Origin of the sequence: Bosea sp. 685 (genome assembly GCF_031884435.1) — a bacterium.
GTDB lineage: Bacteria > Pseudomonadota > Alphaproteobacteria > Rhizobiales > Beijerinckiaceae > Allobosea.
In genome coordinates this window covers 6353204-6376901 of the sequence record NZ_CP134779.1, presented here as the reverse complement: position 1 = coordinate 6376901, position 23698 = coordinate 6353204, and the positions used below count along the sequence as shown (strand labels likewise).

The window sequence follows — 23698 nt, the reverse complement described above, 5'->3', positions numbered from 1 at the left end:
AGCGAGAGCGTTTTCGAGCGAACTGGATACCGGTTCGCGTGAAGAAAACGCGTTAAAACAATGACCTAGCCTGGCCTAGAGCTCCGCCAGCGTCTGCTTCGCCTTCTCGCGGTGTTCGGGCGTGATCGAGCCTGCGACCGCGGCGAGGGCGGCCGCGATCACCGCCGCATCGTCGGTGAAGCCGATGAAGGGCAGGATGTCGGGAATGGCATCGAGCGGCAGCACGAAATAGCCGAGCGCCGCCAAAAGCGTCAGCCGGACGCGCCGCGGCGTCGCCGGATCGCGCGTGCAAATCCAGGCCGCCAGCAGATCCTCGGCGAAGGGCACCCGCTTCGCCACACGCTTGAGCCGGCCCAGAAACTCCGAACCGAAGCGGGCCTCGTCGCGCAGGCTCCGGCGGATCTCCGCCATCTCCTCCGCCGAAAAGCGCGAATGGAACGTGTCGCTCATGCCAGCCCCTCCTTGCGGGCTTCCGATCCCGGCAACACCAGGACGATGCCCGGCCGGGACGTCGCGAGATGTGGCCCCAAGCCCAAGGCTGCACAAGGGGCGGCCCAAGAATCTCGCTTGGAGCCGGGCGGCAGGGCCTCTAAACGCGTTGCAAACGCCATTGCGAACGGGAACCGCCCCATGAAACTCGATTCCTCGCTCTCCGCCATCGTCACCGGCGGCGCCTCGGGCCTCGGCGAAGGCACCGCGCGCATGCTCGCAGGCTTCGGCGTCAAGGTCGCGCTCCTGGATTTGAACACGGAGCGCGGCGAGGCCGTCGCGGCCGAGATCGGTGGGGTTTTCTGCCATTGCGACGTCACCAATGACGCCTCCGTCGACGCGGCGCTCGCCAAGGCGCGGGCCGCCCAAGGCGTCGCCCGCATCATCGTCAACTGCGCCGGCATCGCGCCCGGCCGCCGCGTCATCTCCAGGAAGCGCGAGACCGGCGAGCTCATCGCCCATGACATGGCGACCTTCGAGAAAGGCCTCGCCATCAACCTGACCGGCACCTTCCGCGTGATCGCGAAATCGGCGGTGGCGCTGGCCGCCCTCGACCCGATCACTGGGGATGGCGGGCGTGGCGTGATCGTCAACACGGCCTCCGTCGCCGCCGAGGACGGCCAGATCGGCCAGGCCTCCTACTCCGCCTCCAAGGCCGGCGTCGTCGGCATGACGCTGCCGATCGCGCGCGAACTCGCCGCCTACGGTATCCGCGTGATGACGATCATGCCCGGCCTGTTCGAGACGCCGATGTTCGACGGTCTGCCGGAGGAATCGCGCGCCTCGCTGGGCGCCTCGATCCCCTTCCCCTCGCGCCTCGGCAAGGCTGGCGAATATGCGGCCCTGGTCAAGAGCATCATCGAGAACGACATGCTCAACGGCACCGCAATTCGGCTCGACGGCGCGATCCGGCTCGCGGCGAAGTAGAACAATGTGGTGGACTCCGGTTCATTGCCGTCAGTCCCGGCTGAGGCCAGCCTTCGGGATCAGCACCCGGAGGTTCGAATGCATGACATCGTCAACGCCCTGTTGCTGAGAGACGATGCCGTCCTCCTGGCCAGGCGTAGTCCGCATCGAAAGGCTCATCCTGGCCTGTGGAGCTTTCCCGGCGGCCATGTTCAGGTCGGAGAAACGCTGGAACAGGCGCTCATCCGCGAAATTCACGAAGAGATGAGCATCGCGATCCTGGCTTGCGATGCTCTTGGCCGAATCGCCGGTCCGCATACATCGGCCGAGCCGGTTGCCTTCCATATCTATGCTGTGAGGAAATGGCAGGGCGAGCCGCGCATCATGGATGATGAGCACACCGAGCTCGGCTGGTTTCGCTTGGAGGAAGCCCTCGCGCTTCCTGATCTTGCCCTCGAGGAATACCGGCCCTTGCTCGAGTCGCTGCGTTCGGCCGATGCTTGAGCAACGAAAGAGCCTCGATCGATATCCTCAACCACTACCCTGAACGATACGGTAGACCTCGCTACGGCTGAGGTCGCGGTAGAGGTCAACCCGCTCGCCATTCCAGTGATAGTCGAGATGGCGGCCCTGAACCGGGTTCGAGGCGCCGTCGGGATAGAACAGGCCGACGCAGGCCCCGCCGCCACGGCGAACGCTCGGATAGACCACGCCTTCCGAACCCGCCGCGTGAAGCGCGCTGCCGAGTGCCTGACTTTGCGCATAATCACCCGGATCGAGCACCGCGCTGACCCCCGGCCCAGGCTCGCGCAGATCATGCAGCCGCGCCTCGACATCGAGCAGGATTTCACGAAATTGCGAGGTCCAGCCCGGCGGCTGCTTGGTCGCAGCCATGAAGCGGCCATGGTGGTGCACCGTCTCGAACAGCGCGACCTCGAAGCTGTCGCCGGCATAGAGCACGCCGAACCCGCCAGCGCTGAAGCGGCTCGGCCGGTCGGGGCTGACATGGGTGAAGGGCGCCATCAGCCAGCTCGCGCCCGGGCCCGAGACGCGCCTCTCCGGCGGCACGAGAGCGAGATTGCCGACGCTCTCCATCAAGCGCGGATTGGTCTTTTGCTCGGCCGCCAGGATCAATGGCCAGTCGGCGGGATCGGCGATATCCTCGAACAGGTCGATCGGCGGAAACAGGCTGCGGATGATCCGGACCGCCCCCCGCCACACCAGATCGGTGGCGGGGACGGCGCTGACATCGATCACCAGCCGCCCCGCTCGTCGTCGAGATAGCGCCTGACCCGCATCAGATCCGTCAATTCGCCGCCAAGCATGACCGCCAGTGCCGTATGGCCGGAGAAGGCTGCATTGGGCGCCTGGATCCAGTCATAGCCGCGCTGCGGCTCGCGAAAGATCAGGCGCAGCGCCTTGTGGATGCCCATCAGATTGGAGAGCCTCGCCTTGCCATCGCGCGAGATGCGGCCGATCTCGCCGGCCTTCCAACGCCGGTAGCTGCGCAAGGGCAGGTCGAGGAGCGTCGCCGCCTGCTCGTCGGTGACGCGCCAGAGCCGGAACAGATTGATCGCGGCGCGAAACATCGCGGCGGCTTCGTCATCCGAGATCGGATCGGGGACGAAGTCGCGCTGGGTCGTCTCGATGCGCTGCAAGGCCGTCATGAAGCGATCTCCATTTGGCATCAAATAATATATAAAATGCCAAATGGCAAGATCAGACCGATGATCGCCCCGGAAACACCGCGTCATTCTCGGGCGGAGCAAAGCGCAGACCCGAGAATCCGGGGCCGGAAGGGGCGTCGGCAAAGGCGCGCTCCCCCGTCACGAGATGGTCGGGGCAAGCCCGACCATGACGCGCTTCGGATCCCGGATCTGCACCGCGTGTCCAAGCCAACAGACTGCCCCTATCGCCCGAGGTGGCGGTCGAAGAATTTGGCGATATCGGTGAAGGCCTCTTTCGTCTCAGGCGCGTTCATATCCCCGCCATACTGACCATGGCTCTGGCCCTCATAGACGTTGAGGTCGGCAACGACGCCGGCGCGCCGCAGCTTGCGATGGGTCCGGACCGTGTTCGACAGGAACAGGTCGCGCGTGCCCGAGGTCAGGATCGTCGGTGGGAAACCGTGGAAATCGCCATAGATCGGCGAGAGCTGCGGGTCCTTCAGATCGTGGCCATTGGCGTAGAGCAAGGCCGCGCGCCCGAGCCAGCCGTCCCAGCTCACCAGGACATTGTCGACCCATTCATTGGTGGCGTAGCTGTCGCCGATCTTGGCGATGTCCGACCAGGGCGTGCCCGGCGCGATCGCGGCGGGCAGCGGCAGCTTCTCCGCCTTGGCGCGCAGGACCATGGCGAGCGTCATCGCGCCGCCGGTCGAGGTGCCGAAGATCGCCATGTTGCGCGGCTTGGCCATCTTGGTCGCCGCCTTCCAAACCGCCATGGCGTCGTCCATCGCGGCGGGATAGGGCGCATCGGGCGGCATGCGGTAATCGACCGAGATCACCTTGTAGCCGCCGAAGCCGGCGAGCAGGATCGCTTCGGGCAGCGCCGCCTCGCCCGGCCCGAAGACATAGCCGCCGCCATGGACATGGACGAGCAGCCGGTCCCGGTTGGCGCGTGGGATCGTCCTGGGCGTGACGATGAAGGCCTTCACGCCGCCGATCACGGCGGGCTGGACATCGACCTTCAGCTTCTCCTTCATCGCCGGCAGGGCGGCGATGGCGAGCTTGGCGCGCCGGTCGACCAATTCCGTCCATTCGGCGGCGCTCTTGGGCGCAGCGTCCATATGCGGCGGGAACGGCAGGGCGATCAGCTTGCGCATCTCCGGGCTGACCTCCTCGGTCGGCACCGGGAAGCTGCGCGGCGGCGTCCTGCGTGGGCCATCTGTGGCGTTTGCGGCCTTTTGCTCGGCAGCGAAACTGGCCGGCGGCGCAGCCTGCGGGGCCTGAACGGCCTGGGCCCAGGCGGCTATGGGACCGCTGATGGCGAAGATGAGGGCAAGCGACGGAAAACGAAGCGACGGCATGGGCGTTACCTCCGTCTCAGGTCTTGGTTGTCGACAGGTCTTCGTTGTCGACAGGCCTTGGTTGTCAAACTGCCTGAGTGAGGTCAGCAGAGCGCCGATATCCGCCGATCGCAACCTGCGACCTCGCCTCTCCCCGCAATGCCACGATGCGCCCATGGCATGGCGCGAGCCCGATTTACGGGAGCAACCAGCTCGCGAGGCCGCCTGCTACTCCTCGGTCTTCGCCGGCTTCAGCTCATGCTTCAGGATCAGTGGCGTCTGCGCGAGCGCAAAGGCCATGGTCAGCGGCATCACACCCCAGACCTTGAAGGCGACCCAGAAATCCTGCGTCTGCGTGCGCCAAACCACCTCATTCAGGGCCGCCAGCACGAAGAAGAACAGGCCCCAGCGGAAGGTCAGCTTGCGCCAGCCTTCCGCGTCGAGCTGGAGCACCGTCTCCAGCACCAGCGCCAGCAGCGAGCGGCCAAAGAACAGGCCGCCCAGCAGCACGCAGCCGAACAGCGCGTTCACAATGGTCGGCTTGACCTTGATGAAGAAGGCGTCGTCGAGCGCGATCGTCAGCCCGCCGAAGACACTGACCACCACCGCGTTGACGATCGCCATGCGCGGCAGATAGCCCAGCACGATCCGCGACAGCGCCAGCGCGACCAGCGAGGCGGCGATGAAGATGCCGGTCGCGACAAAGATGCGCCGGTCCGGCGCGATGCCAAAGAGTCGGTCGCCATAGGAGTTGGCGAAGAAGAAGATCGCCAGCGGCCCGAATTCGAGCGCGAGCTTGAGCAGCGGATTGACGCTTTTGCCAGGCTTCGCCACGATCACATTCTCGCTCACGCTGCTTCTCCCAATCCCGCGACCGCGCGGGCGAATTCCTGCGCCGAGAACGGCTCCAGATCCTCGACGCTCTCGCCGACGCCGATGAAATGCACCGGCAGGCCGAATTTCGCCGCCAGCGCCACCAGGATGCCGCCGCGCGCCGTACCGTCCAGCTTGGTCATGACCAGCCCGGTGACGCCAGCGGTGTGCTGGAACGCCTCGACTTGGGCGAGCGCGTTCTGCCCCACTGTCGCGTCGAGCACGAGCAGCGCCGCATGCGGGGCTTCCGGATCGAGCTTGCGAATGACGCGGACCACCTTGGCGAGTTCGTCCATCAATCCCGTCTTGTTCTGCAGCCGCCCGGCGGTATCGACCAGCAGCACGTCTGCCCCAGTGGCCTTGGCCCTCTGCAAGGCCTCATAGGCCAGGCCCGACGCATCCGCGCCCTGCTGGCCGGAGATGACCTCGGCCCCGGTGCGCTCGCCCCAGACCTTGAGCTGCTCGATCGCCGCCGCCCGGAAGGTATCGCCGGCAGCCAGCATCACGGATTTGCCCTCGGCCCTGAACTTGGCCGCGAGCTTGCCGATCGTCGTCGTCTTGCCCGAGCCGTTGACGCCGACCATCAAGATCACGAACGGCTTTTTCGTGGCGTCGATCGCCAGCGGCAAGGCCACGGGGGTGAGGATCGCCTCGACCTCGCGCGCCAGGATCGCCTTCACCTCGGCCGGATCGATCTGCTTGTCGTAACGCCCCTCGCCGACCGCCTTGGCGATGCGGGCGGAGGTCGCGAGACCCAGATCGGCCTGGATCAGGATGTCCTCCAGGTCTTCGAGCGTGCCGGCGTCGAGCTTGCGCTTGGTGAAGAGGTCCGTGATCCCGGTGGTAAGAGCCGATGAGGTTCGCGACAGCCCCTCGGTCAGCCTGCGCCACCAGCTCCGCTTCGGCTCCGGCGCGGCGACCACCGGCGGGGGAGCCATCACTGGAGGGGCCACGACTGGAGGCGCCATGACCGGAGGGGCCTGCACCGGCGCGGGCTCCGGCATCGCGATCGGCAAGGGCGCGGCCTCACCCATCAGCAGGTCGGGCGCGATCAGCGCGTCAGGTTCCGGCTCCGGCGGCGCCTGCGTGGCGGGCGCGCTGGGCTGCTCCGCCGACTTCGCCTGCTCGTCCTCACCGCCGAAAAGCCTGGAAAAGAAACCGCGTTTCTTCGGTTGCGTCTCGCTCATCATCCGTCCTGTCGTCCGGCCGCGCCGCGCCTCGAGGTTGCGTCGTCCGGCCGCGTTCGCTAGCGCAATGCCATGACCGCGCCCGATCAACCAGAAATTTCGCAAGGAACGCCGGAAGCGACGCCGGATTCCGAGCTTCCCGTGCCGCTGCTCTATCGCGACGCCATGATGCTGGTCATCGACAAGCCGGCGGGGCTGCCCTCGCATCGCGGTCCCCAGGCCAAGCGCCGCGTCATCCCGGTCCTCACCGATCACCTCGACGCGCTGCGCTTCGGCCTGCCGCGCCGGCCCGAGGCCGCGCATCGGCTCGACAAGGATACCTCCGGCTGCCTCGTGCTCGGCCGCCATCCCCGCGCCATGGCCGAACTCAACCAGATGTTCCGTGAGGGCCGCATCGACAAGACCTATTGGGCGGTCGTGCAGGGAGATCCCGCTCTCGACGAAGGCCTGATCGACTTGGCGCTGGGCAAGCGTGCGCCCGATCGCGGCTGGTGGATGAAGGTTGATCCCGACGGCCTGCCCTCGCAGACACGTTTCCGTGTGCTCGGGCGTGGCGCCGACGAGACCGGGCCGCTGGCCTGGCTTGCTCTGGAGCCCCTGACCGGCCGCACCCATCAATTGCGCGTGCATTGCGCGGCCTCCGGCTGGCCGATACTCGGCGACGAAATCTACGGCACGGCGCCGCGCGAGGGCGGGCCGGGACTGCAATTGCATGCCCGCAGCATCACGATCCCGCTCTACCGCAAGCGCGCGCCGATCCATGTTGAGGCCCCGCCGCCGGAGCATATGCAGGCGGCGCTTTCGCTCTGCGGCTGGACGAAATCTTTTACAAAATCCTAACGCCGCTCATCGGCTACCGGAGGTTGCGGGAAACCCTTCCCTAACGTGTACCCAGTAGAACTCGCCGCGACACCAAAGCCGGGCGGGGCCATGCATCAGACAATCAGCGCAGCCGACACTCCAATGTCGGTTGTTCCAACTGCGCGGCCTCTCCTGACATTGCCCGAAGCGCGCTCCCGCTGCGCAGGCCAAACCGGAACAGCGCTGTCGATCCTGCTCGGCTGGGTCGAGAACTATCTGATGAGCGCTCATGCCGATCTCGGCCGCACCGGCGCGGTCTGCCCCTTCACCCGTCAGGCCGCCAAGCTCGACACGGTGCGGCTCAGCATCAGCGATGCCGGCCCCGGCGACGAAGAAGCGATCTTCATGCTGCTTCGCGACGGCTTCAAGGCGCTGAACGCGATTCCCGCCAAGCCCGCCATGGCGCATTTCCGCACCGTGATCATCGGCTTTCCCGCCTGCGCCGCGCCCGACGGCATCGCGATGCTCAAGCGCATCCAGAAGCGCCACAGATTCTATTCGCTCACCCGCAACCGCATGATCGGATTGATGTATGCCGATTCCGACGCGCCGGGACTGTGGAACCCCGAATTCCGGCCGCTGCGCGCGCCGTTGCCGGTGCTCGCCATCCGCCACATGGTCGAGCAGGACGCCCCCTTCGCAGCCCGCCACCCACTCCTGCTGGTGCCTTATCTCGCGCGCTTTCCGCTGGCGGGCGTGAAACGATTGATCTCGCATGTCCGGACCGGCGCCTGATGGCCGCCCTCACCGCGCTGCGTACCAAATGCATCGAGCCCTCCGCAGCGAGCATGGCTGCCCCGACCACACGCGATGGCGCGCTCGCTATCGACATCGTCAGCGGGCATGATGACTTCCTGGCGCTGCAGCCTGAATGGGACGCGCTCTTCGCCCGCTCCGCTTTGCCGCAGCAGGTCTTCCAGAGCCATGTCTTCCTGCGCCATTGGGCGCGGCACTACCTCGAAGCCGGCAGCCACCTCAGCATCGTCACGGCCAGGCGCGGAGGCCGGCTCGTCATGGTCTGGCCGCTGATCGCCCAACGCCGCTTCGGTGTAACCATCCTGCGCTTCATGGGCGTACCGGTCGCACAGTTCGGCGATGTGCTCGTCGAGCGCGGCGGTCATGAGGTCGAGCTGTTGCAGGCCGGCTGGGCGGCGGTCCGCACGCTGCGTGCCGACCTGTTCGAATTGCGCAAGCTGCGTACCGATGCCGCGCTTGCCCCAGCCGGAATGCCGGCTGATGCGATCCTGCTCGAGCAGCGCGAGGCGCCTTACGCCGACCTTGACCTGCGCGTCGGCCGGGAGGGCCCCAGTGCCGTCTACGCCGCGCGCGAACGCTCGAACCATCGCAGGCGCTTGCGCCGTTTGAGCGAGCGCGGCGACATCTCCTTTGCGACGCTGGATCCAGGCCCACAGGCCGCCGTGCTCGCCGCCGAGGCAATCGCGATGAAGCAGGTGGCGCTGACCCGGCACGGCATTGTTGCCCCGACCGTCGCCGATCCGCGCTTTGCCGCCTTTTTCCACGATCTCGCCGGCGACGCCGAGGGCGGCTCGCCGCTCCGGATCGCCGTGATTCGCTGCGATGACCAGGCGATCGGCATCGACCTCGCGCTCGACTGCAAACAGGTCAGCTTCGGCCATGTCATCGCGACCCATCCCGACCATGAGCGAGGCGGCGTCGGCGGCATCCTGGTGCATCGCAGCTTCGCCGCCGCCAAGGCGCGCGGCAATATGCTGTTTGATCTGCTGGCCCCGGCCGACGCCTACAAGCTCGAGCATGCCGACGGGCTGACCGTGGTGAGTGATTCGGTGCTGCCGCTATCCTGGCGGGGCCGCTTGGTCTGCCGGCTCGGGCTGCGTCATCTGCGCCCAGCGCTGCGGGCCGCCGTCCGGAACCTGCCGGAGCCGGTGACCCGCCGCCTCGCCGCCTGGTCGAACACCGGCAAGGGTTGACGAGTTCAGCCTTGGCCGGGAACCTCCCCGTCATCCCGGGACGACCTTCAGTCGCCCAGGATGACGGCGCGGTTCTGAAAGGTCTCAGCCCGCCAGCGCGTCCATGGCCCGGGCGAGCTTGACGTCGAGCTCGGTCAGGCCGCCGGCGTCATGCGTCGCCAGCGTGACCTCGACGGTCTTGTAGACATTCGACCATTCCGGATGATGGTCCATCTTCTCCGCCAGCAGCGCGACGCGCGTCATCCAGCCGAAGGCCTCGTTGAAATCGCGGAAGATGAAGCGCTTGGTGATCGCCTCGCGCCCCTCGACGAGCCGCCAGCCGGTCAGCGTCACCAGCGCCTCGTTGCGGGCCTCCGCGCCTAATCGCTTCGGCATCGTCATCTCCGCTGGAAACCGGTCTGGGACAGCCGGTTGGGGTAGGCAGGTCCAAGCGGATAAGCCGCTTCCAGCACATAGGGGCCGCCGCCGACCGAATCACGCGACGACATCAGCGCCAGCCGCCGGGTCGTGAAGCTGATCGGCCGGACGATCGGGTGCTGGCTGAGATAATGCGCGACATCGATCGGCGAGGCGTCCCGCAGCCGCGCCAGGGTGACGTGCGGTACGAATTTGCGCGCCTCCGGCGGCAGGCCGAGCCGGCGCATCAACCGCTCGATATCGGCCTGGAGTTCGCTCAGCTTCTGGCTCGGCTGGACCCTGGCGAAGACCGCGCGCGGCTTGTCGCCGCCGAAGCTGCCGAGCGAATCGAGCGTCACCTGGAAGGGATAGGATTGCAGATCGGCCAGAAAGCTATCGACGTCATTGGCCATGCGGCGATCGATATCGCCGAGGAAGCGCAAGGTGATGTGATAATCGGCCGGCTCGATCCAGCGCGCGCCGACGAGCCCGCCTCGATGCAGCGTCAACACCGAGGCAACCTCGGCGGGTATTTCCAGAGCTGTGAACAGCCTCGGCATGACGAATCAGTGCCAGTTTTTTGTGACTCTGGCGAGACGAAAAGCCGGGCAAGCACTGCCTTCGTCCACAAGACAGAGTTGCTCACCCGTCATGCCCGCGCTTGTGGCGAGCATCCACGCCTTGAACGCAAGCTCTCGACGAAGCGCGGCGTGGATGCTCGGGACACGTGTTTAGATCGGGGACATGCCCGACCATGACGGCAAAAGTACCGGGACTGCCGACCCTCTTCAGGGGCAGGGGTTGCCGACGAGCTGGTGGACCGCGTCGATCTTGGCCTCGAGCTCGGGCGAGAGCGTCACGCCGATCGAGGCGATGTCGGTCTTCAATTGATCCATCTTGGTAGCGCCGATGATGTTGGCCGTCACGAAGGAGCGCGAATTGACGAAGGCCAGCGCCATCTGCGCCGGATCGAGCCCCGCCTCGCGGGCAAGCGCGACATAGCGCTTGATCGCATCCTCCGCGCCTGCCGTCTCATAGCGCTGCGCCCGATTGAACAGGGTGGTGCGGGCCCCGGCCGGTCGCGCGCCATCGAGATATTTGCCGGTGAGGAAACCCTGAGCCAGCGGCGAATAAGCGAGCAAACCGACATCCTCGCGGATGGCGACCTCGGCCAGCGCCGTCTCGAAGGTGCGATTCAGCAGGCTGTAGGCGTTCTGGATCGACTGGACCCTCGGGCTGCCGCGTGTTTCCGAATCGCGTACGAAGCTCACCGTGCCCCAGGCGCTCTCATTGGAGAGGCCGAGATGGCGGATCTTGCCGGCCTTGATGACCTCGGCGAAGGCATCGAGCTGTTCGGCGATCGGCGTTTCGTCGGCCGGCTTTTCGAAGGCCGCCTTGCTGAAGCGCGTCGGGTTCGAGCCCCAGGGCATCGGCCGCTCGGGAAAATGGATCTGGTAGAGGTCGATATAGTCGGTCTGAAGCCGCGCCAGGCTCTTATCGACGGCCTCGAAGATCTGCTTGCGGGTGACGCGCGTCGGGCCCTTGTCGTCGCGCAGCCAGTCGCTGGTGCCGCGCCCGACGACCTTGGAGGCGAGGATCACCTTGTCGCGATTGCCCCTGGCCTTGAACCACTTGCCGATGATCCGCTCGGTCGAGCCTTGCGTCTCCGCCCTGGGCGGGATCGAGTACATCTCGGCCGTGTCGAAGAAGTTCACGCCCTGGTCGAGGGCGTAGTCCATCTGTTCATGGCCTTCGGCCTGCGTGTTCTGCTCGCCATAGGTCATGGTTCCAAGGCAGATCACCGAGACCTTGAGATCGGTGCGCCCGAGACGACGGTATTCCATGGCGATGCAACTCCGAGAAAAGACCGGCGAGCAGGCGCGCGCCGCGAGGAAGGCAAAACGGAAAAGGCGGGCAAGACGAAAAAGGAGAGGAAGCGATTTTCGGGCCGAGAACCGCGCTCAGGATTTGGCGGGCAGCGTCGCGAGGAAGCGCTCGACAGTCGGCAGGATGCGCTGGACGATGACGCGGACGCCTTCTGGGGTGGGATGAAGCAGATCGGCCTGGTTCAACGCGCGATCGCCCGCAATGCCGTCCAGGAAAAACGGGTAAAGCACCAGTCCATGCGCCTGCGCAAGTCGCGGGAACATGGCGTCGAAGCGGCTGGTGTAGTCCGTACCGAGATTGCGCGGCGCATACATGCCCGCCAGCAGCACGGCGATGTTGCGCGCCTTGAGCCGCGTGACGATGGCATCCAGCGCCTTCTCGGTGATCGCCGGATCGATACCGCGCAGCGCGTCATTGGCGCCGAGCTCGAGGATGACGCCATCGGTCCCGTCCGGAACCGACCAGTCCAGTCGCTCCAGCCCGCCCGAGGCGGTATCGCCGGAGACGCCTGCATTGGCGATCTCGACCTGAACGCCCTTCTGGCGCAGGGCTTGCTCCAGCACGGCGGGAAATGCGGCGCTACCGGGCAGGCCGTAGCCGGCTGACAGGCTGTCGCCGAACGCGACGAGCTTGAGCGGGCGTGGCGGTGTCTGGGCCATGGTCGCGACCGGAAGCAGCATGAGGCAGAACAGAAAAACGGCGGCGAGCGATTGGACAAGCGCATGCGCACGCCCATATCGCCTCGGAACGGGGTGCGCTGCGGTACCGCCCCACTCGCTCCATGATGCGGTGCGAGAGGGTGTGATGGAATGCGAAGTCAGGATCATGTCACGATGAGCGAAAAGCCCGCCCCGGCGATCGAATTGCAGGATGTCCACCTTAGTCTGGGGCGTGCCGCCGCCCGCGTCCATATCCTGAAGGGTGTTTCTTTGTCGCTGCCTTCGGGCGAGGCGACCGGATTGGTCGGCCCTTCCGGCTCCGGCAAATCCACCCTGCTGATGACCATGGCCGGATTGGAGCGCCCCGATTCCGGCATCGTCAAGGTCGCGGGCCAGGACCTCGGCAGCCTGAACGAGGATGGCCTCGCCTTGTTCCGCGGCAAGCGCATCGGCATCGTCTTCCAGTCCTTCCATCTCGTCCCGACCATGACGGCGCGTGAAAATGTCGCGCTGCCGCTGGAGCTGGCCGGCGCGAACGACGCCTTCGCCCGCGCCGAGGCGGAACTGCGCAATGTCGGCCTCGGCGATCGCATGGACCATTATCCCGCCCAGCTCTCGGGCGGAGAGCAGCAGCGCGTCGCGATCGCGCGTGCGGTCGCGCCCGATCCAGCGATCCTCGTCGCCGACGAGCCAACCGGCAATCTCGACGAAAACACCGGCCGCTCGATCGTCGACCTGATCTTCGCGCTCCGGCGCGAGCGCGGCGCGACGCTCGTCCTGGTCACGCATGATCTCTCGCTTGCAGCCCTTTGCGACAAGACGATCCGCCTGCGCGCCGGGCGCATCGAGGCCGATGCCGATCTGGCGGTCGCCTGATCATGCACGCAATCGTGAAGCCGGAAGCCCTGCCCCCTTCCCACGCCGCCGGCATTGCGCTGGCGTTGCGGCTTGCCTGGCGTGATCTGCGCGGGGGCTTGCGCGGCTTCGGCGTCTTCATCGCCTGCCTCGCGCTCGGCGTGATGGCAATCGCAGCGGTGGCCTCGGCTTCGCGCGGCCTAACCGAGGGCCTCTCCCGGGAAGGGCGGCGCATCCTCGGCGGCGACGCCGCCTTCAGCCTGATCCACCGCGAAGCGACGCCGCAGGAGCTCGCCTTCCTCACCTCCCATGGCGCGGTCTCGACCATCGCCACGATGCGCGGCATGGCCAATGCCGGCGAAAAGGGCGCGGCGCTGGTCGAGATCAAGGCCGTCGATACCGGCTATCCCAGCATCGGCGCGGTCACGACCGAACCGGCGGCACCGCTCCCGGACCTCCTCACTGAGCGTGACGGCGTTTTCGGCGCCGTCGCCGATCCGGTCCTGCTCGGGCGCCTCGACCTGAAGCCGGGCGACATCATCTCGGTTGGCGCCGCAAAGCTTCAGCTGCGCGCCAATCTCGTCTCGGAGCCCGACAAGATCGCAGCCGGCGTCGGCTTCGGCCCGCGCCTGCTGACGACGCAGGCCGCCCTGCGCGCCACCGGCCTGCTCCAGCCCGGCAGCCTGGTGCGCTGGACCTACCGCGTCATCCTGCCCGCCGCCGCCTCTGATGAAGCCTCGCTCGACGCGCTGATCGCAGCCGCCGGCACGCAGCAGCGCGAGGCGGGTTGGGAGATCCGCTCGCGCTCCAACGCCAATCCGGGCTTCCAGCGCAATCTCGAGCGCTTTACCCAGTTCCTGACGCTGGTCGGCCTGACTGCCCTGCTCGTCGGCGGTGTCGGTGTCGCCAATGCGGTGCGCCGCTTCGTCGAGGCCAAGAAGCTCGATTTCGCCACGATGAAGGCGATCGGGGCGACCGGCGGGCGCGTCGTCGCGATCCATCTGACCGAGGTCATGCTGGTCGCAGCCTTCGGCACCGCCATCGGCCTCGCACTCGGCGCGGCCGCGCCTTTCGCCCTGGGCTATGCGCTCAAGGACATCCTGCCGCTGCCCTTCGAGCCGACCCTGGCGCCGGGCGAACTCGGCATCGCGGCGCTCTACGGCATGCTGACAGCGCTCGTCTTCGCGATTCTGCCGCTCGGCCGCGCCCATGACGTGCCGGTCTCGGCGCTGTTCCGCGATCAGATCGAGCCGGATGCCCGCCGCCCCCGCCCGGTCTACATGGCGATCTTCGCCCTGGCGCTGGCGGGACTCGTCGGCGTCGCGCTCGTCTTCGCCTATGACCAGCGCATCGCGCTGATCTACCTCGCCGTGATGGCCGGCATCTTCCTGCTGCTGCGCGCGGTTTCATGGGGGCTGATGGCGCTGGCGCGAGCCCTGCCGCGGCCGCGCAATCCGAGCCTGCGCATGGCGCTCGCCAACAGCCACCGCCCCGGCGCATTGACGCCTTCGCTCGTGCTCTCGCTGGGACTGGGCGTCGCCCTGCTTTCGGCCCTGGCCTTCATCGATGTCAGCCTGACGCGCCAGCTCACCCAGGCCCTGCCGGAGAAAGCCCCGAGCTTCTTCTTCCTCGACATCCCCAATGCCGAATCGGCGCGCTTCGACGCATTTCTTGCCGAACAGCGGCCCGGTGCGGTGACCGAGCGCGTGCCGATGATGCGCGGGCGCATCGTCAGCGTGAACGGAGTCAGGGCCGAGGACGTCAAGGCGACCGAGCAGTCCGCCTGGGTGCTCGACGGCGACCGCGGCATCACCTACGCCGCCGCTCTGCCGGAAGGCTCGAAGCTCACCGCCGGCGAGTGGTGGCCGGCCGACTACAAGGGCGAACCGCTCGTCTCCTTCGACGCGCCGATCGCGGCGGGAATCGGCCTCAAGGTCGGCGATACGCTCACTGTCAACGTGCTCGGCCGCAACATCACCGCCCGCGTCGCCAATCTGCGCGCGGTCGAATGGCGCTCGCTCGGCATCAATTTCGTGATGCTGTTCTCGCCCAACACCTTCGCCGTCGCCCCCCACACCAACCTCGCCACGATCACGCCCGCCACCAATGCGAGCAGCGCCGACGATGCGAGCCTGCTGCGCAAGCTCGCCGTCACGTTCCCCACGGTGACGGCCGTGCGGGTCAAGGACGCGCTGGAGGCGGTCAACACCATCGTTGGCCAGCTCGCCACCGCGATCCGCGGCGCGTCCGCCCTTGCCATCGCCGCCAGCCTGCTGGTCCTGGGCGGCGCGCTCGCGGCCGGGCAGCACGCGCGGCTCTATGACGCAATGATCCTGAAGACGCTCGGCGCGACGAGGCGCTTCATACTTTCGTCGTACGCCCTTGAGTACGCTGCGATCGGCCTCGTTTCGGCGCTGTTCGGCGTTCTCGCGGGCGCTCTGGCGGGCTGGGGCGTCGTCACGCAAGTGATGAAGATTGCATTCGTCAGTGATCCGACCGGCGCTCTACTGGCTGCGACTGCGGCTGTCGGCGTTACCGTCCTGTTCGGGCTTGTCGGCACGCTGCAGATACTATCGAAAGCGCCGGCTTCTCATCTGCGGAATTTGTGATGACTATCTGCCCCGGCTAACGATAGACATGAAACTGCCGCTGCATTGCATCATTCGCGCGCCGCGTTTCTATGCGACGCCCGTCTTAACCATGACGCCCCCTTGTAAGCGCGGCCGATCCCCCTCATATTCGCGACATCGCCACGATTGTCGGCGATGATGGGTTTCGCAGAGGCGATATCCGTCTCCGGAATCAACGTCAGGGGAACTCGCTCGATGAGCAACTTCGACCGCAATGCTCCAGTCTGGGGTGCCGGCCGCGCACAGCAGACCAGCGCCGTCGAGATGGATCAGGGCCTGCGCTCGTTCATGCTCGGCGTCTACAACAACATGTCGATCGGCCTGGCCATCACCGGCCTTGCCGCCATCGGCATCTCCACGCTGGCGATCGCCGGCTACACGGATGGTGGCAAGATCGCCGGCCTGACCGAACTCGGCAAGGCGCTCTATCTCAGCCCGCTGAAATGGGTCGTGATGCTGGCCCCGCTCGCCTTCATCATGCTGTTCTCGTTCAAGGCCGAAAGCATGAGCTCGGCCTCGGCGCGCATCATGTTCTTCGCCTTCGCGGCGGTGATGGGCGTCTCGATGTCCTCGATCTTCGTCGTCTTCACCGGCGCGTCGATCACCCAGGTCTTCTTCATCACGGCTGCGGCCTTCGGGGCGCTGAGCCTTGCCGGCTACACCACGAAGAAGTCGCTCTCGGGCATGGGCTCGTTCCTGATCATGGGCCTGATCGGCTTGATCATCGCCTCGGTGGTCAACATCTTCCTGGCCTCGAGCGCGCTGTCCTTCGCCATCTCGGCGATCGGCGTGCTGGTCTTCGCCGGCCTGACCGCCTGGGATACGCAGCGCCTGAAGGAAATGTACCTGTCTTCGGACATGGATGCGGAATCGGCCGCGAAGCTCTCGGTGAACGGCGCGCTGTCGCTCTACCTGAACTTCATCAACATGTTCCAGATGCTGCTGCAGCTCTTCGGCGACCGTCGCTGAGCGACCTCCGCCCTGCATGAAAACGAGCCCCGGCCGCAAGGCCGGGGCTTTTCTTTGAGCCGGCGCCCCGTCATCATCGGCGGATGACAACGCTCTCGATCCGACCCGCTGGCCCCGCCGACATTCCAGCCATCACGGCGATCTACGCCCATGCCGTCCTGCACGGCACGGCCTCCTGGGAGGTCGAGCCTCCAGACGAGGCCGAAATGCTGCGCCGCCAGGAGGCGATCCTGGCCGGGGGCTACCCTTATCTCGTCGCGGAGCGTGATCGGGCGCAGCTCGGCTATGCCTATGCCGGGGCCTACCGCCCGCGCCCGGCCTATCGCGCGACCGTCGAGAATTCGATCTATATCGCCCCTGCCGCGCAAGGCTCAGGCGTTGGCGGTGCATTGCTGGCGGCCCTGATCGAGGCCTGCGCCGCGCGCGGCTTCCGCCAGATGATTGCGGTCATCGGCGACGGCACCGGCGCCTCCATCGGCTCGCGCCGCCTGCATGAGCGCGCCGGCTTCCGGCTCATCGGCGTGGCCGAGAAGGTCGGCTACAAGCATGGCCGCTGGCTCGACCAGATGCTGATGCAGAAGGAGCTGGGCGAGGCCGACGGGACGCCGCCTACGCTTTGAGCCTCAGCTCACCACGCTCAAGCGCTTGTCGACGACGCGCAGCACGCGGCCGAGATCGGGGCCGCGCTTGAGCACGAGCCCCGTCGCCGCCACGACGGAATAGGCGCCCTGCCGCTTGGCCAGCGCCGGATCCTTGACGAAGCGGTAGAGCGGCACTTCGGAGGAGCGGCGATAGACTGAGAACTGCGCCTTGTCCTTCAGGAAATCGATCGCATAGTCGCGCCATTCACCCGCTGCGACCATGCGGCCGTAGAGGTTCAGCAATTCCGCGAGTTCGCGTCGATCGAAGGTGACGGTGGGGGTTTTGGCCGGGCTGGGGAAGGCAATGACCCCGCCGGCCTGCTGCGATTGCGGCGTTTCGCTTTCGCTCATTGCGCCTCCCGATCGGCGACCGCCGGGTCGCCACGCTGTTTGGCAGCCGATGATGCGCCTGCGATGCTGCGCTGGCAAGGTTCCCCTCTGGCAGACCATTCAAGGCCATCACAGCTTCGTCAGCTTCGCCGCATTTTCGCCCGAAACGGGACAAGCGACCGCCAAACTAGACGGTTCAACTGACCATGTTGCCTCGACGGCCCGGCCTGCCGATCTTCGGATTTGTCAGCCCCCCAGCCCCCCGGAGTTCGGATGGGCCGGGCCAATCGGTTCGAGGCTACCTCACGGCCGGCGGTCTCCGCTGGCCGTTTTCTTTTGCCGTCTGTTTCCGTGATTCAAGCCTCAGGCCGAATACCCTTTCGGCCTGAGGCTTTGATTCTGCACCGGCTTGTCCTGGGCCGATGCTCATATCTAGCGCGTCTGGCCGTGATATTCGGCATTGGGCCGCATATCGACCGCAGAGGCCATCCGGTTCGACATATTGAAGAAGGCCGCAACCGCGCCGACATCCCAGATGTCGCGCTCGCCGAACCCGGCCTCGCGCAGGCCTTCGCGATCGGCCTCGCCGATCAGATGCGGCGTCTCCGTCAGCTTCACCGCGAAATCCAGCATGGCGCGATGCCGCAGCGAGAGCTCGGCCGCGCGGTAATTCATCACCATCAGTTCGCCGAGCAGCGGATCGCCTGAAAGCTGGCGCACCGCCGCGCCATGCGCGGTGAGGCAGTAATAGCAGCGGTTCACGCTGGAGACGGCAACCGCGATCATCTCCCGCTCCAGCTTCGACAGACCGGACGGCGCCAGCATCAGGTCGTTGTAGAACGTCGCAAAAGCACTCAGCTTGGCGTCATCATGGGCATAGGACAGGAGTACATTGGGCACGAAGCCGAGCTTCTCCAGGCATTTGTCGAAATAGGCCTGATTCTCGGCCGAAAGCGTGCCCGGCGGCAGCGACAGCGCCATCACCGCGGGCGGCGAATCCTGCGGCGCCGGAGCTTCGCCCACCTTCGGTTTGTCATGCTTGGTCGCCATGGTTCCTCCTGTCACGTCGTTTTGCCCGGACTTCGACAGGATCGGTCGAGTCCGGGTCCGATTTGGCCTTGCCGCGACCGCAGTCGCGGCGAAAGTTGAAAGGCCGCGCAGCCTATGTCATCGCTGCGGCAAAAGAACAGGGGGAGAAGCATGGCTAAGCGGATAACGAATGCGACGGCTGCGGCCATCGCGGCGATCGAGGCTGCCGCCTCCCAGACCGGTAGCGCTCTCCCCACGGAGTTCGTGCGGCTGCTCTTCGGCCGCGTCGTCGCCGAAGATCTCGACGCCCTGCCGCCGGCCATGCTCGCCCGCGCCGCCATCGCTGCCTATGACCATCTGAGCGCGGCCCGCGCTCCTGGAGCGATCAATCTGCGCTTCCGCGACGAGGGGTTCGACAGCGAGGGCCGCGAACGCCAGCTGACGATTCTCGAGGTCGTCAACGACAACAAGCCCTTCCTGCTCGATTCGACCCTGGCCGAGCTCACCGAACAGGGTTTCGAACCGCGCCTCGTCGCCCACCCCATCCTGGCAGTCGCGCGCGATGCGGACGGCAAGTTCCTCGAGCTTGCCGGCGAAGCCGCCGGCCGCGCGCCGGAAGGCACGCGCCGCGAAAGCCTGATCCATATCCATCTCGACCGCATCGACACGCCCGAGGCGCGCGAACGGCTGCGGGCCGGGCTGGAGCGCGTCTATGCCGATGTCGGCCTGGCGGTCGACGATTGGGCGGCGATGCGCGGACGAATCACCGAGGTGATCCAGGCCTACCGCGCCAATCCGCCACCCTTGCCGGAGGACGAGGTCAGCGAAGCACTGCAGTTCCTGGAATGGATCACCGGCGATAATTTCACCCTGCTCGGCATCCGCGCCTATCGCTTCCCGGGCGGCGATGCCGCTGCCGACCCGATCGACGGTTCGGGCCTGGGGATTCTGCGCGACCCCTCCGTCCGGGTCTTGCGCAAGAACCGCGAAATGGTAGTGACCACGCCCGAAATCCGCGCCTTCCTGGCCAAACCCCAGGCACTGATCATCACCAAGGCCAACGTCAAGAGCCGGGTGCATCGGCGCGTCCATCTCGACTATGTCGGGGTCAAGCTGTTCACGCCCGATGGCCGGCTCGACGGCGAATTGCGCATCGTCGGCCTGCTCACCTCCAACGCCTATACCGGTAGCGCCCGCACGATCCCTTATCTGCGTCTCAAGGTCGCCCGCGTCGCCAAGAACACCGGCTTCGACGCGGCAAGCTATTCCGGCCGCGCCCTGTTGAACGTGCTCGATGCCTTCCCGCGCGACGAGCTGTTCCAGATCGACACCGCGACCCTGGAGAGCTTCGCGCTCGACATCCTGCAACTGACCGAGCGGCCGCGCATCCGCGCGCTCGCCCGCGTCGACGAGTTCGATCGCTTCGTCTCGATCCTCGTCTTCATCCCGAAGGATCGCTACGACACCCAGGTGCGTCGCCGCGTCGGCGAATTCCTCGCCCGCATCTATGAGGGCCGCATCTCCGCCGCCTATCCCGCCTATCCCGACGGGCCGCTTGCCCGCACGCACTACATCATCGGCCGCGACGAGGGCAAAACCCCGAAGATCGACCGCGCCACGCTGGAAGCCGGCATCACGGCGATCGTCCGCACCTGGGGCGACGGGCTCAAGGATGTGCTCGACAACGAGAAGGCCGGCCCCTCCGCCCGGGCGCTGGTCGAGCGCTATGCCGAGGCTTTTGGGGCCGCCTATCGCGAGCGCTTCTCGGCCAGCGATGCGCTTGTCGATATCGAGATGCTGCAGCAGCTTACCGGCCAGCGCACGCGGGCGGTCAATCTCTACCGCCGCGAAGGCGACCCGGCGACACGCGCCAATCTCAAAGTGTTCTCGCGCGGCGCGGCGATCTCGCTCTCGGCCCGTGTGCCGGTGCTGGAGAATATGGGCTTCCGCGTCGTCAACGAGCGCACCTACAACATCCTGCCGCAGCCGGCCACGAGCGAAGGCTCGGAGACCGCCCCCGTCTGGCTGCACGACATGACGCTGGAGCGCGCCGATGACGGCGCGATCGACGTCGAACGGCTCGACCCGACCATCGAGGCGGCGCTGATGGCGCAGTTCCGGGGCCTGGCCGAATCCGACCGCTTCGACCAGCTCGTCCTGGCCGCAGGGCTGGCCTGGCGTGAGGCGGCGCTGCTGCGCTCGCTCGGGCGCTATCTGCGCCAGGTCGGCGCACCCTATGCGCAGGACTACATCGCCGACGCGCTGACCCGCCATGCCGGCATCGCCTCGGGCCTCGTTGCGCTGTTCCTCGCTAAATTCGACCCGCGCATCGATGCGAAACAACGCGAGACCCGCGTCGCCGCCGAGCGCGAACGCATCGAGACTGCGCTGAACGACGTCACCAGCCTCGACGAGGACCGCATCCTGCGCCGCCTCGTCAATCTGATCGATTCAGGCCTGCGCACGAATTTCTTCCAGATCGGCCCGGACGGACACCCGCGCGGCACGATCTCGATCAAATACGAATGCGCCAAGCTCGATTCATTGCCGCTGCCGCGCCCGCTCTATGAGATCTTCGTCTATTCGCCACGTGTCGAGGGTGTGCATCTGCGCTTCGGCAAAGTTGCGCGCGGCGGCCTGCGCTGGTCCGACCGGCCGCAGGATTTCCGGACCGAGGTGCTCGGCCTGGTCAAGGCGCAGCAGGTCAAGAACGCCGTCATCGTGCCTGTCGGCGCCAAGGGCGGCTTCGTGCCCAAGCAGCTTCCCGCCCCCTCGGACAGGCAGGCCTGGCTGGCGGAGGGCACCGAGAGCTACCGCATCTTCGTGCGCACCCTGCTCGAACTGACGGACAATCTCGACGGCGAGACCGTGATCCCGCCCGCCGACACCGTGCGCCATGACGGCGACGACCCCTATCTCGTCGTCGCCGCCGACAAGGGCACGGCGACCTTCTCCGACACGGCCAATGCGCTCTCGCTGGAGAAGCACCACTGGCTCGGTGACGCCTTCGCCTCAGGCGGCAGCCAGGGCTACGACCACAAGAAGATGGGCATCACGGCGCGCGGCGCCTGGGAAGCGGTGAAACGCCATTTCCGCGAGATCGACATCGACATCCAGACCACGCCCTTCACCGTCGCGGGCGTCGGCGACATGTCGGGCGACGTCTTCGGCAACGGCATGCTGCTCTCACCGGCGATCAAGCTGGTCGCCGCCTTCGACCATCGCGACATCTTCCTCGATCCTGATCCGGACCCGGCAAGGACCCTGACTGAGCGCCAGCGCCTGTTCGATTTAGCCCGCTCCTCCTGGGCCGACTACGACAAATCGCTGATCTCGCCCGGCGGCGGCGTGTTCTCGCGGCAGGCCAAGAGCATTTCGCTCTCGCCGGCGATGCAGGCGCTGCTCGATCTGCCCAAGGCCGAGGTCACGCCGCCCGAACTGATGACGGCGATCCTGAAGGCGCGGGTCGACCTGCTCTGGTTCGGCGGCATCGGCACCTATATCCGCGCCGCCGACGAGAGCGATGCGCAGGTCGGCGACCGCGCCAATGACGCGATCCGCATCACCGGCGCCGATGTCCGGGCGAGGGCGATCGGCGAGGGCGCCAATCTTGGCGCAACCCAGCGCGGACGCATCGAGGCGGCGCGCAAGGGCGTCAAGCTCAACACCGACGCGATCGACAACTCGGCCGGCGTCAACACCTCCGACGTCGAGGTCAATATCAAGATCACGCTTGCCGGGCCGGTCAAGGATGGCCGCCTCGCCGAGGACGACCGCAACGCGCTCCTGGCCGAGATGACCGACGAGGTCGGCCTGCTGGTGCTGCGCAACAACTATCTGCAGACATTGGCGCTCTCGCTAACCGAAGCGCAGGGACAGGCGGCAACGCCGGGCTTGCGACGCCTGATGCAGGCGCTCGAGGCCGAAGGGCGTCTCGACCGCAGCGTCGAATATCTGCCGAGCGACGCAACCATCGCCGAACGCGAGAAACGCGGCGAAGGCCTGACGCGGCCGGAGCTTTCGGTGCTGCTCGCTTATGCCAAGCTTGCTCTGCACGACGCGCTTCTGGCCTCGCCAGTGCCCGACGATCTCTATCTGAACAGCGAGCTGGTCCGTTATTTCCCGAAAGCGCTGCGCGACGGCTACGCACCGGAGATCGCCGGCCACAAGCTGCGCCGCGAAATTGTCGCGACACAGCTCGCCAACGCCATCGTCAATCGCGGCGGCCCGGCGATCGTGACGACGCTCGCCGACCAGACCCGCGCCGAGGCTCCAGCCATCGCCGCCGCCTACGCGATCGCGCGCGATTCCTTCGATCTGATCGCGCTCAACGCAGCAATCGACGCGCTCGACGCGAAAATACCGGGCAAGACCCAGCTCGGGCTCTACGCCGCCGCGCAGGAGCTGGTGAGCGACCGGATGAGCTGGTTCCTGCGCCGTGGCGTGGCCAAGCCGGGCGCGATCGAGCAGACGGTGGCGCGCTATGCCAGGGGCGTGACCGCGCTCGCGGCCGAACTCGAGACCCTGCTGCCGGAGGCCGCCGCCCAGGCCCGCATCGCCCGGATCGCGGTGCTGACCTCGGAAGGCGTGCCCGAGGTGCTCGCCGCCCGGATCGCCAGCCTGCCGGCGCTCGCCCAGGCGACCGACATCGTCGATATCGCGGAGCGCACCGGACGCGACATCACCGAGGTGGCGCGGATTCATTTCGGAGTCGATTCGGTCTTCGGCCTGTCGAATCTGGAAGGCGCCGCCGCCGCCGTGCCCGCGACCGACGATTACGAACGTCTCGCCCGCGAGCGCGCCGTCGAGACCCTGGTCGACGCCCATGCCGGCCTGACCCAGGAGATCGCGGGCGCGGCAAACGGCGCCGGCACTCTCGACGCCTGGCTCGGCACGCGCGGCGCGGATGCCGAGCGCACCCGCAGCACGGTCTCGGCCATTGCCATGTCGGGCCTCTCCCTGCCAAAGCTGATGGTCGCGGCCGGCATGCTCGCCGACCTGCCCAACAAGCACAGTTGAACGAGACCCGC

At 66.7% G+C, this 23698-nt stretch carries 22 protein-coding genes; 10 read left to right on the top strand and 12 right to left on the bottom strand.

Translation table 11 applies throughout. From position 1 onward, the window contains the following. Positions 1-75: 75 nt before the first annotated feature. The gene (locus RMR04_RS31000) at positions 76-450 is read right to left on the bottom strand and encodes a YkvA family protein (protein ID WP_311912325.1); all 375 of its coding nucleotides are present in this window, start codon (positions 448-450) and stop codon (positions 76-78) included. A 180-nt stretch (positions 451-630) separates the two neighbouring features. Here RMR04_RS31000 and RMR04_RS30995 point away from each other — a divergent pair, with 180 nt between their 5' ends. Continuing rightward, entirely contained in the window at positions 631-1416 is a 786-nt protein-coding gene (locus tag RMR04_RS30995) for an SDR family NAD(P)-dependent oxidoreductase (protein WP_311912324.1), read from the top strand. 78 nt (positions 1417-1494) lie between these two features. After that, entirely contained in the window at positions 1495-1899 is a 405-nt protein-coding gene (locus tag RMR04_RS30990; RefSeq protein WP_311912323.1) for an NUDIX domain-containing protein, read from the top strand. Positions 1900-1926: 27 nt separating this feature from the next. Here the strand turns inward: RMR04_RS30990 and RMR04_RS30985 are convergent, their stop codons facing one another. The 5 genes from RMR04_RS30985 to ftsY form a co-directional block, all read right to left on the bottom strand. Continuing rightward, positions 1927-2655: an RES family NAD+ phosphorylase gene (locus RMR04_RS30985; RefSeq protein ID WP_410492304.1), complete on the bottom strand. Its 729-nt coding sequence runs from the start codon at positions 2653-2655 to the stop codon at positions 1927-1929. After that, complete coding sequence (locus RMR04_RS30980) at positions 2649-3062, bottom strand: MbcA/ParS/Xre antitoxin family protein (RefSeq protein WP_311912321.1); 414 nt, start codon at positions 3060-3062, stop codon at positions 2649-2651. Before RMR04_RS30980 ends, RMR04_RS30985 begins: the two co-directional genes overlap by 7 nt. A gap of 242 nt (positions 3063-3304) precedes the next feature. Beyond that, positions 3305-4423 carry an alpha/beta hydrolase gene (locus RMR04_RS30975; protein WP_311912320.1) on the bottom strand — a complete coding sequence of 373 codons (1119 nt, stop codon included), beginning with the start codon at positions 4421-4423 and terminating at the stop codon, positions 3305-3307. A 207-nt stretch (positions 4424-4630) separates the two neighbouring features. Continuing rightward, complete coding sequence (locus RMR04_RS30970; protein WP_311912319.1) at positions 4631-5254, bottom strand: septation protein A; 624 nt, start codon at positions 5252-5254, stop codon at positions 4631-4633. Next, positions 5251-6465 (bottom strand): signal recognition particle-docking protein FtsY, encoded by a 1215-nt coding sequence (ftsY, locus tag RMR04_RS30965; protein WP_311912318.1) that lies wholly within the window; start codon positions 6463-6465, stop codon positions 5251-5253. Before ftsY ends, RMR04_RS30970 begins: the two co-directional genes overlap by 4 nt. A 69-nt stretch (positions 6466-6534) precedes the next feature. Between ftsY and RMR04_RS30960 the strand changes: the two genes are divergently transcribed. The 3 genes from RMR04_RS30960 to RMR04_RS30950 all read left to right on the top strand — a co-directional run bounded on the left by RMR04_RS30960 (position 6535) and on the right by RMR04_RS30950 (position 9272). Then, the gene (locus tag RMR04_RS30960; protein ID WP_311912317.1) at positions 6535-7302 is read left to right on the top strand and encodes an RluA family pseudouridine synthase; all 768 of its coding nucleotides are present in this window, start codon (positions 6535-6537) and stop codon (positions 7300-7302) included. A gap of 123 nt (positions 7303-7425) precedes the next feature. Then, positions 7426-8058 (top strand): DUF6875 domain-containing protein, encoded by a 633-nt coding sequence (locus tag RMR04_RS30955; protein WP_311912316.1) that lies wholly within the window; start codon positions 7426-7428, stop codon positions 8056-8058. Continuing rightward, complete coding sequence (locus RMR04_RS30950) at positions 8058-9272, top strand: GNAT family N-acetyltransferase (protein ID WP_311912315.1); 1215 nt, start codon at positions 8058-8060, stop codon at positions 9270-9272. Before RMR04_RS30955 ends, RMR04_RS30950 begins: the two co-directional genes overlap by 1 nt. Positions 9273-9356: 84 nt before the next feature. Here RMR04_RS30950 and RMR04_RS30945 read toward each other — a convergent pair whose 3' ends face one another. The 4 genes from RMR04_RS30945 to RMR04_RS30930 form a co-directional block, all read right to left on the bottom strand. Next, entirely contained in the window at positions 9357-9647 is a 291-nt protein-coding gene (locus RMR04_RS30945) for a 4a-hydroxytetrahydrobiopterin dehydratase (RefSeq protein WP_311912314.1), read from the bottom strand. Positions 9648-9649: 2 nt separating this feature from the next. Further along, entirely contained in the window at positions 9650-10228 is a 579-nt protein-coding gene (gene thpR / locus RMR04_RS30940; protein ID WP_310160116.1) for an RNA 2',3'-cyclic phosphodiesterase, read from the bottom strand. Positions 10229-10456: 228 nt separating this feature from the next. After that, the gene (locus tag RMR04_RS30935; RefSeq protein ID WP_311912313.1) at positions 10457-11512 is read right to left on the bottom strand and encodes an aldo/keto reductase; all 1056 of its coding nucleotides are present in this window, start codon (positions 11510-11512) and stop codon (positions 10457-10459) included. 117 nt (positions 11513-11629) lie between these two features. After that, positions 11630-12235, bottom strand: a complete 606-nt coding sequence (locus RMR04_RS30930; protein WP_311912312.1) for an arylesterase — start codon at positions 12233-12235, stop codon at positions 11630-11632. A 153-nt stretch (positions 12236-12388) separates the two neighbouring features. Between RMR04_RS30930 and RMR04_RS30925 the strand changes: the two genes are divergently transcribed. The 4 genes from RMR04_RS30925 (at position 12389) to RMR04_RS30910 (ending at position 17288) form a co-directional block, all read left to right on the top strand. Beyond that, a complete protein-coding gene (locus tag RMR04_RS30925; protein ID WP_311912311.1) occupies positions 12389-13090 on the top strand; it encodes an ABC transporter ATP-binding protein in 702 nt (233 codons plus the stop codon). A gap of 2 nt (positions 13091-13092) precedes the next feature. After that, on the top strand, positions 13093-15678 hold the full coding sequence (locus RMR04_RS30920) for an ABC transporter permease (protein ID WP_311912310.1): 2586 nt from the start codon (positions 13093-13095) through the stop codon (positions 15676-15678). A 216-nt stretch (positions 15679-15894) separates the two neighbouring features. Beyond that, the gene (locus RMR04_RS30915) at positions 15895-16668 is read left to right on the top strand and encodes a Bax inhibitor-1/YccA family protein (protein ID WP_311912309.1); all 774 of its coding nucleotides are present in this window, start codon (positions 15895-15897) and stop codon (positions 16666-16668) included. A gap of 83 nt (positions 16669-16751) precedes the next feature. Next, positions 16752-17288 carry a GNAT family N-acetyltransferase gene (locus tag RMR04_RS30910; RefSeq protein ID WP_311912308.1) on the top strand — a complete coding sequence of 179 codons (537 nt, stop codon included), beginning with the start codon at positions 16752-16754 and terminating at the stop codon, positions 17286-17288. 3 nt (positions 17289-17291) lie between these two features. On the opposite strand, the gene RMR04_RS30905 is transcribed toward RMR04_RS30910, so the two are convergent. After that, positions 17292-17660: a DUF2794 domain-containing protein gene (locus tag RMR04_RS30905; RefSeq protein WP_311912307.1), complete on the bottom strand. Its 369-nt coding sequence runs from the start codon at positions 17658-17660 to the stop codon at positions 17292-17294. 411 nt (positions 17661-18071) lie between these two features. Beyond that, positions 18072-18620, bottom strand: coding sequence for a peroxidase-related enzyme (locus tag RMR04_RS30900; protein WP_311915997.1), 549 nt, complete (start codon positions 18618-18620; stop codon positions 18072-18074). 219 nt (positions 18621-18839) lie between these two features. Between RMR04_RS30900 and RMR04_RS30895 the strand changes: the two genes are divergently transcribed. Continuing rightward, the gene (locus RMR04_RS30895; RefSeq protein ID WP_311912306.1) at positions 18840-23687 is read left to right on the top strand and encodes an NAD-glutamate dehydrogenase; all 4848 of its coding nucleotides are present in this window, start codon (positions 18840-18842) and stop codon (positions 23685-23687) included. The last annotated feature ends 11 nt before the right edge of the window (positions 23688-23698 follow it).

What these genes read in the sequence shown, in the direction of transcription:
- RMR04_RS31000 (WP_311912325.1), bottom strand. Translation starts at nt 450, where the DNA reads ATGAGCGACACGTTCCATTCGCGCTTTTCGGCGGAGGAGATGGCGGAG.
- RMR04_RS30995 (WP_311912324.1), top strand. Translation starts at nt 631, where the DNA reads ATGAAACTCGATTCCTCGCTCTCCGCCATCGTCACCGGCGGCGCCTCG.
- RMR04_RS30990 (WP_311912323.1), top strand. Translation starts at nt 1,495, where the DNA reads ATGCATGACATCGTCAACGCCCTGTTGCTGAGAGACGATGCCGTCCTC.
- RMR04_RS30980 (WP_311912321.1), bottom strand. Translation starts at nt 3,062, where the DNA reads ATGACGGCCTTGCAGCGCATCGAGACGACCCAGCGCGACTTCGTCCCC.
- RMR04_RS30975 (WP_311912320.1), bottom strand. Translation starts at nt 4,423, where the DNA reads ATGCCGTCGCTTCGTTTTCCGTCGCTTGCCCTCATCTTCGCCATCAGC.
- ftsY (WP_311912318.1), bottom strand. Translation starts at nt 6,465, where the DNA reads ATGATGAGCGAGACGCAACCGAAGAAACGCGGTTTCTTTTCCAGGCTT.
- RMR04_RS30960 (WP_311912317.1), top strand. Translation starts at nt 6,535, where the DNA reads ATGACCGCGCCCGATCAACCAGAAATTTCGCAAGGAACGCCGGAAGCG.
- RMR04_RS30955 (WP_311912316.1), top strand. Translation starts at nt 7,426, where the DNA reads ATGTCGGTTGTTCCAACTGCGCGGCCTCTCCTGACATTGCCCGAAGCG.
- RMR04_RS30950 (WP_311912315.1), top strand. Translation starts at nt 8,058, where the DNA reads ATGGCCGCCCTCACCGCGCTGCGTACCAAATGCATCGAGCCCTCCGCA.
- RMR04_RS30945 (WP_311912314.1), bottom strand. Translation starts at nt 9,647, where the DNA reads ATGCCGAAGCGATTAGGCGCGGAGGCCCGCAACGAGGCGCTGGTGACG.
- thpR (WP_310160116.1), bottom strand. Translation starts at nt 10,228, where the DNA reads ATGCCGAGGCTGTTCACAGCTCTGGAAATACCCGCCGAGGTTGCCTCG.
- RMR04_RS30935 (WP_311912313.1), bottom strand. Translation starts at nt 11,512, where the DNA reads ATGGAATACCGTCGTCTCGGGCGCACCGATCTCAAGGTCTCGGTGATC.
- RMR04_RS30930 (WP_311912312.1), bottom strand. Translation starts at nt 12,235, where the DNA reads ATGCTGCTTCCGGTCGCGACCATGGCCCAGACACCGCCACGCCCGCTC.
- RMR04_RS30925 (WP_311912311.1), top strand. Translation starts at nt 12,389, where the DNA reads ATGAGCGAAAAGCCCGCCCCGGCGATCGAATTGCAGGATGTCCACCTT.
- RMR04_RS30920 (WP_311912310.1), top strand. Translation starts at nt 13,093, where the DNA reads ATGCACGCAATCGTGAAGCCGGAAGCCCTGCCCCCTTCCCACGCCGCC.
- RMR04_RS30915 (WP_311912309.1), top strand. Translation starts at nt 15,895, where the DNA reads ATGAGCAACTTCGACCGCAATGCTCCAGTCTGGGGTGCCGGCCGCGCA.
- RMR04_RS30910 (WP_311912308.1), top strand. Translation starts at nt 16,752, where the DNA reads ATGACAACGCTCTCGATCCGACCCGCTGGCCCCGCCGACATTCCAGCC.
- RMR04_RS30905 (WP_311912307.1), bottom strand. Translation starts at nt 17,660, where the DNA reads ATGAGCGAAAGCGAAACGCCGCAATCGCAGCAGGCCGGCGGGGTCATT.
- RMR04_RS30900 (WP_311915997.1), bottom strand. Translation starts at nt 18,620, where the DNA reads ATGGCGCTGTCGCTGCCGCCGGGCACGCTTTCGGCCGAGAATCAGGCC.
- RMR04_RS30895 (WP_311912306.1), top strand. Translation starts at nt 18,840, where the DNA reads ATGGCTAAGCGGATAACGAATGCGACGGCTGCGGCCATCGCGGCGATC.